Here is a 13,535-nt window from a genome sequence, read left to right on the forward strand (position 1 = left end):
TCACAAAAATATCACGATTACGATTATTCTTTTCACCATCAGGGAAACAGTTAAGCAGGCGCACTAGAATGAAAAACCAGGCCAAGTTCACACTATACAACAGAGGTACACAGGAGGCGTATCAATGGAAAACTTTGAAAACCTGTCATGGTTGGAACTTATCATACTCATACTCGCCAGCTATCGGCTTACACACTTGATTGTTTTTGACAAAATTACAGAGTTTCTCCGCAAGCCGTTTATGAAAAAAAAGCGAATCGAAACCGCTCATGGGAGCGAAGTCAAAAACGTTCCAAAAAATATGTTCGGCTATTTGCTTAACTGTTACTGGTGCGCGGGGATTTGGAGCGCTATTTTTTTCGGAGGAGCTTATCTTTTGTTTCCGGATTTTGCACTTATCATTGCGTTTGTATTCGCGATTGCAGGCGGCCAATCCATCATTGAAACATTCGTTGGGGTAAATATAAAGAAGGTTGCCTATTATTCGGCACTTGAGCACGCCAACAAAGATGTCCCTGCATCACCGCCAAAAGAAAATCCAAAGGGATAGAAGAAACGGGATTCCACCGGCAGGCGGGAATCCCGTTTTGCTTTAACATAATTTTTTACCCTTTTCCTATCAGTCCGTCTCCATTTTTATCAAATCCCAGGAGGATACAATGCCTACCGGTTCTTCTTTATGGGAGCCGTTCTCGGTTATGATAACTGCCTCTAGCTTGTTTTCGCTCTCCGTACGTGACTCATACAAATCTTCTAATTCAAATATATTCATATCCTTTGATACGATTTTAACTGTATTAGTCTTTTCATACTCTTGGACATCAGCAATTTTTTGTCCGGAAAGATCAATGGATGCCTCCCTCAGTCTACTTGAAAAAAACTTGCGCAGTCCGCTCTCGGTTATCAAGAATTTGAATTGGTTCCCATCATATACCGGGTATTGAGTATACTCATATTTGTCCATCTCCAGGATGGCCTCACTTACATCATCGTCTGCTTGAAAGGTCTTTACCGGCTTTGAAGCAACAGTCAAAATTGATGGCGGAACTGACATAAATTCAGCAATGCTCTCAATTTGCTCAACAACCTCTGTATGAGGCTCGGCAATATAGAAATTTTTTCGGCTCTTCTCATGTACAAGTGCGTTACGGAGCCGGGCATAGCTTTTCAAATCCTCAAAATAGCGTCTGATTGGTGCATGGCGGTTTTTCACTTTATGGAGAAGCTCAACAAAATGGTCTGTATCACCATTGTTCCCAAGCTTTTTCAATTCTGTGTGAATCTGATTGAACGCAATTTCAAAGCGTTCCGATTTTTCTCTTTGGCGTTTTATCTCGTTTTTTTCGTTAGCCATAGGCTGCCTCCTCAAAATTTTCTCACCCCCTCCTTATTTACCATTCTTGTTAAAGATCTGAAACATAGAGGATGTTTCCAGCCCATGTCTCCCATATAAAGACAAATTGAGCTGCACCCAATCTCGAAGTGTCATACATCCATAAGTTCGATGAATGACAAAACAACTTGGTTTTAAACCCGAAATGTCATTCATAAGCCCAGTGAATGACAAAACAACCTGGTTTTGATCTCGAAGTGTCATTGATAATAAAAATAGCACCAGGCATAAATGCCCGGCGCATAAGACGAATACTAGTTCTTTGATTCACTTATCGCTTTCTCAAACTGGCCAATAATGTCATCGGCATGTTCGATGCCAACAGAGATTCGGACAACCTGACGATTTATACCTAGTGCAGCTCGTGCTTCCGGTGAGAGCGCCCGGTGCGAGGTAACTTCCGGGTGGGAAACGGTTGTTTCCACTCCTGCGAGAGTTGGAGCTATTTTAATCCAGGACAAAGCACGGAAGAACTTGTTCATATCGGCCTGTTCCGACAGTTCGATTGTGACCATTGCCCCAAAGCCGTCCTCTCCACCGTATTCAAATGGATAATAGACACTTTTAACGCCAGAATTCCCTTTAAGAGCGAGTGCAAGCTTGCGGGCGCTCGCCGATTGTGCCCTCATCCTTAGCGCTAACGTCTTAAGGCCGCGGACCGTGAGCCACGCTTCAAATGGGCTTAAATTGGAGCCGAGATTGGAAATTTTCCCGCTTGCCCTGGCTATCAAATCCTCCCTGCCCACAATGACACCAGAGGTAACATCGCTGTGCCCGCCAATGTACTTTGTCGAGCTATGGACAACCATATCCGCACCAAGCTCATAGGGGCGAACATGAAGCGGTGTTGCAAACGTATTGTCAACCAGTGTCAGCAATTGTTGCTTCCTGGCCAACTCAATAACCGCACTTAGGTCCTCAACCCGCAGCAGCGGATTGGTAATCGATTCTGTATAGAGAAGACGGGTGTTCCCCCGAATCTCTTTTTTAACCTGGGATAAATCTGTAAATGAAACAAAGCTCGTCTCGATGCCAAAGTCGTTTAGTTCATCCTTTAGCATATGATAACTTCCGCCATACAGGTCATCAGCGGCAATAATATGGTCGCCTGCCTTTACGGCTGCGAGAATTCCGGCAAGGATAGCCGCCAGCCCGGAGGAAGCAGCTGCACCCGCCGGCGCACCTTCTAGCCTGGCTGCAGCTTTACCAAGCTCGTCCGTGTTCGGGTTGCCTGTACGTGAATACAAGTATCGTCCATTCCCTTGGTAAAAGCCTTCTAGCTCGTCAAGGTCCTTAAAGGTGAATGCGGACGTCTGGTAAATCGGCGTCACCTTGCTGGCAATCTCTTTGTTCTCCTTTTTGTCACCATGTAATACTCTTGTCTCAAACTCATTTGCCATTTTTGACACCTTCTTCTGTAATCTTCCCTTATGAGGTGGAGTATATCAATCCATGCTTCATCCGTCAACGATCCATGTCACAAAACCTCACACAGAAAATTAAATTACCCTAATACGAAAATGACATTATTACCCTAGTTAAGCACAAAATATTGGATTCATTTACCTAAGTTAGGGAACTATAAAGTAGATAACCAACCGAGGAAAAAGGAGGACCACAATGAGCGGACAAAGCAATATGCCTAAATTTCCTCGAACTTATTGGCGGGAGATCGAACTGCCGAAGTTCGAAAAGCTAAGCGAAGATATTTCTGTCGATGTCGCAATCGTCGGGGCAGGGATGACCGGAATTACCACAGCCTACCTACTTACCCAGCAAGGGAAACGAGTAGCAATCATTGAAGCCGGAAGTGTTTTGAACGGTACAACCGGGCATACAACTGCAAAAGTTACAGCACAGCATGGTTTGCTATATGATGAATTGATCAATCATTTTGGCGAGGAAAAGGCCAAGCTCTATTACGAATCGCATGCAGATGCAATCGGCTTTATTAGAAGGACTGTCAACGAACAGGGTATTGATTGTGATTTCAGTGACCAGGAAGCCGTTATGTACGCGACAACCGAGCAATATCAATCCAAGCTTGAAACCGAAATGGAAGCCTATCAAAAGCTTAGCATCCCGGGAGAACTGAGGAGCAGCATCCCGTTTGATATTGAAATAAAGAATGCCCTGGTTATGCCCAACCAGGCCCAGTTTCACCCTCTCAAATATTTACGGGCACTCCTGAAAAAGGCTGTTGACGCTGGCTGCCTCGTGTATGAAAATACGACCGCCAAGGATATCACAGTTGAAGGCGGGACTGTTGTGCATACGAAGGAAGACAGAAAAATTTCCTGCAGTCATGCAGTCATCGCATCGCATTGGCCATTTTTTGACAAAAGAGGGCTGTACTTTGCCCGTATGTATGCGTCACGCTCTTATGCGATTGGAGTCAAGACTGAAAAGGAATATCCTGGCGGGATGTACATCAGTGCTGACTCACCGTCACGCTCGATCCGCTATACGCCGGTTAATGGTGAGAATCTGCTGATTATCGGCGGGGAAAACCACCGGACCGGGACTGGCAAGGATACGCTTGAGCATTATGAGGCACTTGAAAAATGGACCGAAGAAGTTTTCGGCATTCATGAATATGAGTACCGCTGGTCGGCGCAGGATTTGGAGACTCTCGATAAGCTTCCGTATATTGGCCCATTGAAGGACGATGAGGAAACTATCCTTGTCGCAACAGGCTATAAAAAGTGGGGAATGACAACCTCTACACTGGCTGCGCATATTTTGACAGATTATGTGATGGATATAGAAAGTCCTTACAAGGAACTTTATCATCCTTCCCGCTTTGAATTGGACCCTGCCCTGAAGAAAGCAGCAACTTTCAACTTGGAGGTTGCGGGTCATTTTGTAAAGGGAAAGCTTGAGTTCGTACCTAAGGATCCGGAAGATTTGAAGGTCGGCGAAGGCGGGGTTGTCCTCGTTAACGGGAAACGGGCTGGCGGTTATAAGGATGAGACTGGACAGCTTTATTTGGTTGATACGACTTGTACACATTTGGGCTGTGAATGCGAATGGAACCATGCCGAAAAGACGTGGGACTGTCCGTGCCATGGTTCCCGTTTCTCGTATGGCGGTGATGTGGTTGAAGGTCCGGCTATCGAGGCGTTGAAAAAGCTGGAAGACTAGTACGACCAAAATGGCAATCCACATTAGGTGGATTGCCTCTTTTCATGTGAGGGCTTGTAATGGTGTTTTGAAAGGAGTTTGATAAGGCGCCCGTTGTTTTCTGCATCTTTCTTGGATTTTTTAACGCTTAACTAGTGAAAAAGGTTTATATAAAAAGCCACCAAAGCGGTGGCTAAGTATACTTAAGGCTTCATATTCATCCAGCTTTCAAGATAATGGATGGCGAACACAAGATTCCCGCCATATTGTGCTACACAGCGGAAAGCTCACCATCCATATACGCTTTGCCTTCTTCATGAAATGTAATAAGTAGGTGCTCCGTCCAGGGCATGTAGCTGAATACCTGCAGCTGATGCCTTGCTAATGAATTGCTTGTAGGCAGCATTCGGAATACTGCGGTTGATTTGCAGGTAAACCCGGTTGGCATTGTTTCCGTTGAGATACGCAATCACTTCATCCGGTTTCAATTGAATAAGGGCTGTATCCCAGAGCCAGGTTGCTCTCGATGTTCCTTCCTCGTTTACAACTCTTGAACCAAACTGATTTGCCAATGAACCAACCACCAATAATGTTAACATGATGAATCTTGTTGCGCAAAAAACATTGTTCTTCCTCTCTTGATTTGTCCCAGACATTCAAAAGAAGTCCGGCGGCGTGGCAGCCGTTCGGTTTCCCGGGTAGGCCCATCGCTTTGCGTCCCTGCCTTTAGACAGGTTTGCCTTTGTCAGATTTTGCTTTGATTGCTAATCTTATTATAGCGCCTTAGTACCTATTCAAAAATAAGTCTTTATAACACCAGAAAATATGACAAATTTCCGCAACGAAAAGCCACCCAGGGATTCCCCAAAGTGGCTGCAAAATTTTCCTCTTAATCGTCGTTTGGCCGGTTGCGCACAAGCCTGTCCTGGCCTGTCGTGAATTTTACCAGCTCCGAGCTTGTTTTACCGACCTTCTTGTTGTTGTTTATTTGCGCATTGCGGTTCCCCAGCTTTTGTCTGCCCATAATAAAAACACTCCTTTACCAGGATGTATTCATAGTTTGGGCTCTTGAACCCCGATTATGCTGGCAGTTTCTTCATTCCTCTTCCTAGCCTGTTATTTTTTGAACAGCATAGGCTTGCTCTAGGCCGGGCTGCCAAGCGTACTTACCAATAAACAGCAGTTATCCGAGATGCATATCCTGCTTGGCGGACACGCCTCCCTCCATTTAAGATCGCTGCTGTATTCCTACACAAAATCTCACTTGCTTTGTATACATCGAAAACAAGAGAGTGGATATACTTTATTTATAAAGCCTTTTAAAATGGATAGCGGAATAACGTTTAAGGTTATTCCCTCGTTACAAAACCAGTCCGCTTAAAACCATGAGAAGATTTAAAATGATGTGCCATATAACGGATGGAAAATTACTCTTGGATTTGATTGTTATACCACCGTAGACAATCCTCCAATTGAATTGACCAAACAGATTAGCCAAGGAAAACCTAATGAGTTACGCTGCAGGCCAAAGCCCAAGCTTGTTGCTGCCACTGCCCACTTTTCACCTAATTGCTCCGAAAACCGGCTCAAAAGAGCTCCTCTCCAAAAAGCTCTTTAAAAAAAGGCATTTGTAAATGCAAATAGAATAGCGAGTAGCCATATTTCCTGAAAATAAGACCAGCCATTACTAATAATAAAAGGCAAAAATACCGCCACATTGATTGTTATCGCTATCATCAGAAAGTGCTTAATCTTTATACAGTGGAAACCTGACCAGATGAAAGGAAAGCAGATCGGTTCATTCCAATCCGGTTTCCTCAAATATTTAATAAAAGTGGCTTTAAATAGAAATCCAATACAGCCATCGGTGGTAAAATCGCAACTAAAGATAACCTGCTTAACACAATCCGCCACTCTTTTGTTTCGAACTGCCCGTCCAATTTGAGTTTATAAACAGGTACATAAAGAACCCAATTCTAAATGTCATACTGGTAATAATGAGGGATATGGGATAGACGTACAAGCTAAACCGAATTCCTTTCATATCATATAACTAATCAGCTAAATAAAGGAGATTGGTATATGTATATTCGAAAGCGCAATCCTGCGAGGGATGATAATCGGTTAATTGATATAACAGTTAATAATTTTCGGACAAGCACAGCGGCGGTACGTGAAAAATTAAGGACGGCTGACGGGGTAGTCGTCGTTTGTACGGAGAATCATGAAGTTGCCGGGTATCTTTCGTACAGACTGGTTTTTCCTGGAACGGCATATATCACCTATGCAGTTTTGGATAAAGAATTCCAAGGGCAAGGAATTGGCCGTGCTTTACTTCCGAACTTAGTTGAGTATGCAAGAGAAAACGGAATCCGTGCTCTAACCGGATTTGTCAGCAATCAGAATATGAAGAGCTTGAATCTATTTATGAAATGGGGATTCGTCCCCATAGCTAACCGGCAAAACGGCTACTTAATTGGAAGACTTTTGTTATGAAGCAAGCAACTTGTATTTCTTAAACAAAAAAGTGTTCGCCCAGTTGAAAGCAGGGGAACACTTTTTCTTTTAGGTTCCGTAACCGCGCATATTTTGGGAAACCATCCCCTGTCTCTCCTTCTTAACGTATGTAACTTACTTACGGGCCTACTTTTTTATTCCAGAAAAATAAAAAAAAGTGTTCGCCCAGCCCATAGCTGGTGAACACTTTTTCCTTCTTAACAGGAACGTCTATTCCTGCCTCTGCGATCCTGGTCTCTTCTATCTTTGCGGTCCTTGTCTCTAGGATCTTTTAGGTCCTTGCCTCTTGTGTCTTTGCGATCCTTGTCTCTGGGATCTTTTAGATCCTTGCCTCTTGTGTCTTTACAATCCTTGTCTCTGGGATCTTTTAGATCCTTGCCTCTTGTGTCTTTACAATCCTTGTCTCTGGGATCTTTTAGGTCCTTGCCTCTTGTGTCTTTGCGATCCTTGTCTCTGGGATCTTTTAGATCCTTGCCCCCGACCGAGTCTCTTCCGCAGCAATTTGAATCTTTTCCAATGAAATCTTTTGAATGCTGGTCTTTCCCGGACGGAGTTTTGTCACTCAGACCCAACACAGAGGTATTTAGTAGCGGCAGGTTGCCAGATGGGATTTTTCCAAGAGGCGTCTTGCCGGATGGAATTTTGCCTGATAACAGATTGTTGGATAGTAGCGGGGTTTTTCCTCCTGTAGGAATCTTGCCTGTTAATCCCAATACGGAGTTGCCCATGTTGTTTTGTAAAGATTGCCTAAGGCTGTTCCGAAGAAGTTCCCTTGCAATCCTTTTTCCTCTGCTTTCACTCACCTGTATCACCTCCTTGTTACTGTCCTAATACTACTTTATGATTCTAGGACAAGTTTGCTCACGGACAAGTGATGACTTTTGAAAAAATAGGCTATTTAGAATTAAGGTTTTAAACTTAAATTCTTGGGCTTTTCCCCCTAGTTTTAATACTGACGCCTCATCCAGGGAATAAGAAAGTCATAAACTCCCTATCCCAATATGAGTCCTATCCTATAAATAGCACTATTCTAATGAGCTCATTTCCACTTCAGTGCATAGGATTCTACTCATTAACAAGGATTTGAATATTATCCATAATTGCCTCAATGTCTACTTTCTCTTGTGTGTTGGCCATTTTTATATAGTCCTCTAATTTGATTATCTTTGTCTATTAGGTACATGGTTGTATTGTGGGCGGTAGCCCCGCCATTTACCTTCTGAAATTTCATATGATACGAATCTGCAATTTCTATCGTTTCAGCAATGCTGCCTCTAAGTAATTTCCATCCGGATGGGTCAGCTTGAAAGTTTTTGTGCATACTTTTTAAGTATCTCTAAACTATCCGTTTCCGGGTCTAATGTAATTGCTAGTAACTCAACTTTCTCTCCAAACACGCCTTCCTTCTTCAATTCAGCCTGCATTTTTGCATAATCAATCATAGTTAGGGGACAAATATCCGGGCAATTTGTATAAAAAAATGCCAGGAGCTTCACTTTATGATTGTTAGAGTCATAGTTAGCCTTCTCTGTATAATTAAGAGGAAGCTTTTTTTAATACATCCTTGATACTTTGTTTATATTTGCTCATCTCGATATCGCCCTTCCTGTAAAAATTATTTTTTGCATACGATACCATATTGGATAGTGGGCATACGTGTATAGACAAATATACCGGGACCCAAAAAAAGGGCGGTTTTCCAAAGATGACTAGTTTGATCCTTCTCAATTTAATAACACTCTTTATAACAATCAACAAAATGGGAAATAACATTTTCAATGAACATCTTTGGGGAAGGTCTCTGATACATCTTCCGGCTACAATGGAGCGCTCTCGGATCGAACACCGTCCTGAAAAGGCACAAAGTGAAGAATGTCGTAGTATCGAGGTGCTAGGCACTACTAATAAAACATCTGTCGCATGGGTGGCAAGAGTTTAGCACATGATATTTTGGATTTGTGGTCTCTAAATAATAAAAAAGAGCTGTCCGAAAAAACCGCTGAATAACGGTTTCTCGGACAGCTTTTACCACAGATTCTTTATTCCTCGGCCTAGTCTGCTGTTTGTTTTTCAGCCGCAAGTACTGGCGCCTTCCTAGCCCTGGTTGCTTGTTCGTAGGCAAAGGCAATCTGGATAAGCACCGGCTCGCTCCAGGCCGTTCCGGCAAACGTAATCCCAACAGGTTCTCCTTCATCGGTATATCCTGCCGGTACGCAAACTGAAGGATACCCCGCCCGCGCAGACAAGTCGCAGCCTTCCTCATGTGGAAAAAGAATCGCATCAACCCCATAATCCTTTAGCACGAAGTCAATTCCGTTTTCCTTTGCATGATACTCGTTAAATTCAAGTGACCGGATATACTCCTCCTCGTACAGCCCGCCGCTTGTTGCCTCAGAGTTGTTTAGGACATCCTGCCCGTAACGGAGCATCTCCTCAGGATTTTCATCATTGAAGCGAATTACATCGGCAAGTGTCCTAACTTCGGCTGACGGTGCGAGCCCTTTTAAATAAGCATTAACGCCCGCTTTAAACTCATATTTTAACACTTCCCAATCCCACATCAATCTCGCGGATGGGATAACAACATCGACTACCTCTGCTCCCAGCGTTTTCAGCACTTCAATCGCCTGATCGGCTATCTTCGCTTTTTTTTCACCAGCTTGGGAAAAATAAAAATCACGGGCAATCCCTATTCTTTTCCCAGTAAGCCCCTCCTCCAAAAAGGCTGTAAAGTCAACATGTTCTAATGGATTTGCATGCGTCGCCTGATCCGCTGAGTCAACCCCGGATAACGCTGACAGCAAGATGGCCGCATCGGTTACCGTCCGAGCCATAGGGCCGGCCGTATCCTGGGAATGGGCAATCGGAATAATGCCGCGGCGGCTGATTAGACCGACCGTCGGTTTAACGCCGACTAGTGAATTCTGGCAAGCTGGATTTAGGATGGACCCGGAAGTCTCCGTCCCAACTGCTACGGCCGCAAAGTTTGCGGCAATTGCAGCGCCAGACCCGGAGCTTGATCCGCCAACATTAAAAATTCCTGGCCCATAAGGATTCAAAGTCTGCCCACCGCGTGATGAGTAGCCGCTTTCCATTTCATAGGCCATGTAATTTGCCCATTCAGTCATGTTTGTTTTTCCAAGAATGACAGCACCGGCTATCCTAAGGCTTAGAGCAACCTCAGAGTCCTCGATTGCATATGAATCAGCCAGTGCTTTTGAACCTGCACTTGTATGCAGCTTATCTGCTGTGTCGATATTATCCTTCAGCAGCACCGGGATACCATGCAACGGGCTACGAGGGCCATCCGCCTTGCGCTCGGCATCCAATGCCGCCGCAATATGCAGCGCCTCGGGATTGATTTCTAGCACTGACCGCAGCTCCGATCCTTTATGGTCATACTGAGAAATTCGGTACAGGTACATCAGCACGAGCTCCTTCGATGTTAGCTCGCCGGATTTCATCTTTTCCTGCATATCTTCAATTGTGGCTTCTTCAAGCCAGGTATCATACAAATGCTTCAGTTTTGGATTTTGCAAACTCCCTGCCCCTTTTCTATGCCAAGTTTATTATTTTTATTTCGCCAATCGGCTATCCAAAACCTTTTTTATAAAAATAAAAGCCCCAATACTGGGGCTAATGCTTTGTTCTTGTATTAGTAACGTTTCACTTGCTCTTACACTTTGAAATGTCGCCAACGGCCACCATTGGTATCATTTCACCTGCGTTTTCGCTTTAAAATGTCGTCAATAGCCTGTATTGGCAACGTTTTGATAACTTTTTCCCACTGAAATGTTATCAATAGTCTGTATTGGTTCCGTTTCGCCTACTGATTACTAGCAGAAATGTTACCAACGATTATTTCCTTTTCGCCCGTTCAAGCTGGCGGATATTGTCTACCGCAATTTGGCCTTTATAGAAAATCCGTTTTTCAACAGAAAGATTCAACTTCTTTGCAAAAATCTTCAACTCGCGCTCTTCCCGCTCGGTTACGAGCGAAATGACCGTTCCATCTGCACCCATCCGGCCAGTCCTTCCCGAACGGTGGATGTACTGCTCGATATCCCGTGGGAAATCCACATGGACCACATGCGTGACTCCTTGAATATCGAGGCCGCGCGCCGCGACATCGGTTGCCACAAGCATGTTTATTTTCCCATCACGAAAATCTTTAATAGCCTTCTGCCTGACCGTTTTATCCAACTCACTGTGGAGGAGGCCTGCAGATAACTCTTTAAACTGAAGCTTTGCGGTAATTACCCCAATCTCGGTTATATCATTAATAAACGCAAGTGTCTTAATGTTTTGGAGGCGGGCAATTTTCTCAAGCAAGAGCAGCTTTTCCCGTGGCTCACATGAGAAATAAATATGCTCGACCTTCCCTTGCTCGATTGACGTATCCTTTTTAATACGAATTACTTCCGGATTTTCTGTCAGCCTCTTGGCCATCTCTTCTGTTTCCGGCTTCATTGTTGCTGAGAACAGCACCACTTGGCGGGACTTCAGCGAAGATTTAACAATATCCTCCACCTGCCCGATATGCTCGCGAACCAGCAGCTGATCACCTTCATCTAATACAACCATCTTCACTTCATGCATCTTGATTTTCTTCTGCTTTATTAATTCATTCATCCGGCCTGGTGTCCCGAAGGCAATATGCGGCTTTTTCTTAAGCTTCTCAAGCTGCCGTTTCACGTTGGCGCCGCCAATGAACGTTGCGCCGCGGATGCCGCTCCCTTCCGACCATTTCTGGAATTCTTGATACACCTGCATAATTAGCTCCTGGCTGGACGCAAGCACGACCGCCTGAAGCCCAATGCTTGAGCTGTCGATTTTCTCGAGGACTGGCAGCAAGTACGCAAGTGTCTTTCCGGTCCCAGTCGGCGACTCGGCAATCAAATCACGTCCATCAAGGATCGCCGGGATTGCGGCCTCCTGAATTGACGTCGGCTGCTTAAAACCCGACTTCTCCCAAACATTTTGAACAAATGGCTTAAAAGTTTCTTGTATATTCAGCATAAACTGCTCCTTTTTCACAGGTGATTGTTCCTATTATAAGGATAATTCCGGGATAAATCCATTCACGCCCGTTTTGGGAAAAGAATGCTGCCGATACGTTCAGCCTTTACCTCATTGGCTATACCCCCGGTTTATGTTTGTTCCTTTCCTTACAAACTTGCCATGCTCCGGGACGGCGATTTGATTGAAGTGGCTGACAAGGTAATCAAGGGCTTCTACAAGTTCATCCCCGTTCATGGGTAGGCCATGTCCGGTGACTGCGAGTACTGGCTTTAAAAACAAGAGTTCCTTGACTGATTGGTACGCGGCTTCCCAGTCTGTTGTGTAGTACTTTGGCGGGCCGCTGATTTCCTGTGTTTGTGTTAGTACCTTATATAGAGATTCCTGTTTCACCGTTACAAATGCGTCCCCGGCAATCAGGGACCTGTCACGCTCCCGGAACAGTGAAATATGCCCCGGAGTATGACCTGGAGTATGCACCCATATCCATTCCTCAAGGCCCGGAACACCTCCATTATTAGGCAATGCCTCTATCCTGTTACCGAGATTGATGCCGTGATTGGGGAAAAGAGGGGAAAGCTCAGAGACCAGGCCGCCATCCGTCTCGGGGTCTCCTTTCGGGTAATCCGCTCTCCCGGTCAAGTAAGGGAGTTCCAAACGATGTGCATAGACAGGCACCTCCCACCTTTCAAGCAACTCAGCAAGCGACCCAACATGGTCAAAATGTCCATGAGTCAAAATAATTGAAGCTGGTTTCGCCCCTTTTCCAAACCGATCCTCGACAGCTTTTATAATTTCATCTGCACACTTCGGCATTCCTGAGTCAATCAACGAGAAGCTTCCTTCTGTTTCCGGATTGCCAATTAGAAACAAATTCACAATTTTTGTTGTATACATATAAACGTCATCAAGAACATTAATGCCAATTTTATCGCCGATGCTTATTAGCGGCAAAATTGAATTCTCAAATTTGTAATCCATTGTTTTCTCCTCCGGCCACACCGATTCTTATTCTTACTATGTGAACAGCACTCATTTTTATCCAGCTAACGCTCACTCACCTTAATTTTGACAGTTTTGTCAAAGCAAATTTGAAACTATTGTGAACAATGGCCGGACGGCAACTTTATTGAGGGAACCAATGATATGATAAAAACAATACGATACCAACATATCGGAGTTGAAAATAATGCTAAAAAAGACCCTATTAATCATCGTCCTGTTATTTTTGGCGATTTCCAATAAAGCACTTGCAGACACTCATATAAATCCATTCCTTTTGAACACAACAATTGAAATGGCTTCTCCTCAGGATTCCACTCCTATTGCAGCTAAAACTAAAGTCTTGTCGGAAGGTGAAACCTTGCCCATACAGTCCTTTATCATTCCTGTTGTTGCAGCAGTTTTAATTATCGGCGGACTTATCTTTTATTGGTTTTACTTTAGGAAGAAACTCGTTTAAACCCAACACTTTCGAACCTGT

At 44.3% G+C, this 13,535-nt stretch carries 12 protein-coding genes, 1 pseudogene and 1 riboswitch; of the genes and pseudogenes, 4 read left to right on the forward strand and 9 right to left on the reverse strand.

Annotated features, from left to right (window positions below):
* Positions 1-124 precede the first annotated feature (124 nt).
* Positions 125-550 carry a DUF1360 domain-containing protein gene (locus AM500_RS23505; protein WP_053601386.1) on the forward strand — a complete coding sequence of 142 codons (426 nt, stop codon included), beginning with the start codon at positions 125-127 and terminating at the stop codon, positions 548-550.
* Positions 551-619: 69 nt separating this feature from the next.
* Here the strand turns inward: AM500_RS23505 and AM500_RS23510 are convergent, their stop codons facing one another.
* The gene (locus AM500_RS23510) at positions 620-1,354 is read right to left on the reverse strand and encodes a CBS domain-containing protein (RefSeq protein ID WP_053601387.1); all 735 of its coding nucleotides are present in this window, start codon (positions 1,352-1,354) and stop codon (positions 620-622) included.
* A gap of 293 nt (positions 1,355-1,647) precedes the next feature.
* A complete protein-coding gene (locus AM500_RS23515; protein ID WP_053601388.1) occupies positions 1,648-2,793 on the reverse strand; it encodes a trans-sulfuration enzyme family protein in 1,146 nt (381 codons plus the stop codon).
* A 220-nt stretch (positions 2,794-3,013) separates the two neighbouring features.
* On the opposite strand from AM500_RS23515, the gene AM500_RS23520 reads away from it, so the two are divergent.
* The gene (locus AM500_RS23520; protein ID WP_053601389.1) at positions 3,014-4,537 is read left to right on the forward strand and encodes an FAD-dependent oxidoreductase; all 1,524 of its coding nucleotides are present in this window, start codon (positions 3,014-3,016) and stop codon (positions 4,535-4,537) included.
* A 293-nt stretch (positions 4,538-4,830) separates the two neighbouring features.
* Here the strand turns inward: AM500_RS23520 and AM500_RS23525 are convergent, their stop codons facing one another.
* Positions 4,831-5,088 (reverse strand): hypothetical protein, encoded by a 258-nt coding sequence (locus AM500_RS23525; protein WP_053601390.1) that lies wholly within the window; start codon positions 5,086-5,088, stop codon positions 4,831-4,833.
* Between the two features lie 94 nt (positions 5,089-5,182).
* Positions 5,183-5,267: riboswitch (cyclic di-GMP riboswitch) on the reverse strand.
* A 138-nt stretch (positions 5,268-5,405) separates the two neighbouring features.
* Positions 5,406-5,540, reverse strand: coding sequence for a hypothetical protein (locus AM500_RS26295; RefSeq protein WP_269320278.1), 135 nt, complete (start codon positions 5,538-5,540; stop codon positions 5,406-5,408).
* Between the two features lie 1,058 nt (positions 5,541-6,598).
* Between AM500_RS26295 and AM500_RS23530 the strand changes: the two genes are divergently transcribed.
* On the forward strand, positions 6,599-7,012 hold the full coding sequence (locus AM500_RS23530) for a GNAT family N-acetyltransferase (RefSeq protein ID WP_053601391.1): 414 nt from the start codon (positions 6,599-6,601) through the stop codon (positions 7,010-7,012).
* 218 nt (positions 7,013-7,230) lie between these two features.
* On the opposite strand, the gene AM500_RS23535 is transcribed toward AM500_RS23530, so the two are convergent.
* The 5 genes and pseudogenes from AM500_RS23535 to AM500_RS23565 all read right to left on the reverse strand — a co-directional run bounded on the left by AM500_RS23535 (position 7,231) and on the right by AM500_RS23565 (position 13,033).
* Positions 7,231-7,836, reverse strand: a complete 606-nt coding sequence (locus AM500_RS23535; RefSeq protein WP_053601392.1) for a hypothetical protein — start codon at positions 7,834-7,836, stop codon at positions 7,231-7,233.
* Positions 7,837-8,331: 495 nt separating this feature from the next.
* Positions 8,332-8,535: pseudogene (locus AM500_RS26465) on the reverse strand (SCO family protein); the annotation flags it as partial.
* A 549-nt stretch (positions 8,536-9,084) separates the two neighbouring features.
* Positions 9,085-10,572, reverse strand: coding sequence for an amidase family protein (locus AM500_RS23555; RefSeq protein ID WP_053601396.1), 1,488 nt, complete (start codon positions 10,570-10,572; stop codon positions 9,085-9,087).
* Positions 10,573-10,891: 319 nt separating this feature from the next.
* Complete coding sequence (locus AM500_RS23560) at positions 10,892-12,052, reverse strand: DEAD/DEAH box helicase (RefSeq protein WP_053601397.1); 1,161 nt, start codon at positions 12,050-12,052, stop codon at positions 10,892-10,894.
* 111 nt (positions 12,053-12,163) lie between these two features.
* Complete coding sequence (locus AM500_RS23565) at positions 12,164-13,033, reverse strand: MBL fold metallo-hydrolase (protein WP_053601398.1); 870 nt, start codon at positions 13,031-13,033, stop codon at positions 12,164-12,166.
* A 208-nt stretch (positions 13,034-13,241) separates the two neighbouring features.
* Between AM500_RS23565 and AM500_RS23570 the strand changes: the two genes are divergently transcribed.
* Positions 13,242-13,514 (forward strand): hypothetical protein, encoded by a 273-nt coding sequence (locus tag AM500_RS23570; protein WP_053601399.1) that lies wholly within the window; start codon positions 13,242-13,244, stop codon positions 13,512-13,514.
* The last annotated feature ends 21 nt before the right edge of the window (positions 13,515-13,535 follow it).

Source organism: Bacillus sp. FJAT-18017 (assembly GCF_001278805.1).
GTDB lineage: Bacteria > Bacillota > Bacilli > Bacillales > Cytobacillaceae > Bacillus_D.

Bases quoted from the DNA above. Each gene is read 5' to 3' on its own strand.
- AM500_RS23565 (WP_053601398.1), bottom strand. From the start codon at position 13,033: ATGGATTACAAATTTGAGAATTCAATTTTGCCGCTAATAAGCATCGGC.
- AM500_RS23510 (WP_053601387.1), bottom strand. From the start codon at position 1,354: ATGGCTAACGAAAAAAACGAGATAAAACGCCAAAGAGAAAAATCGGAA.
- AM500_RS23515 (WP_053601388.1), bottom strand. From the start codon at position 2,793: ATGGCAAATGAGTTTGAGACAAGAGTATTACATGGTGACAAAAAGGAG.
- AM500_RS23505 (WP_053601386.1), top strand. From the start codon at position 125: ATGGAAAACTTTGAAAACCTGTCATGGTTGGAACTTATCATACTCATA.
- AM500_RS23570 (WP_053601399.1), top strand. From the start codon at position 13,242: ATGCTAAAAAAGACCCTATTAATCATCGTCCTGTTATTTTTGGCGATT.
- AM500_RS23520 (WP_053601389.1), top strand. From the start codon at position 3,014: ATGAGCGGACAAAGCAATATGCCTAAATTTCCTCGAACTTATTGGCGG.
- AM500_RS26295 (WP_269320278.1), bottom strand. From the start codon at position 5,540: ATGGGCAGACAAAAGCTGGGGAACCGCAATGCGCAAATAAACAACAAC.
- AM500_RS23560 (WP_053601397.1), bottom strand. From the start codon at position 12,052: ATGCTGAATATACAAGAAACTTTTAAGCCATTTGTTCAAAATGTTTGG.
- AM500_RS23530 (WP_053601391.1), top strand. From the start codon at position 6,599: ATGTATATTCGAAAGCGCAATCCTGCGAGGGATGATAATCGGTTAATT.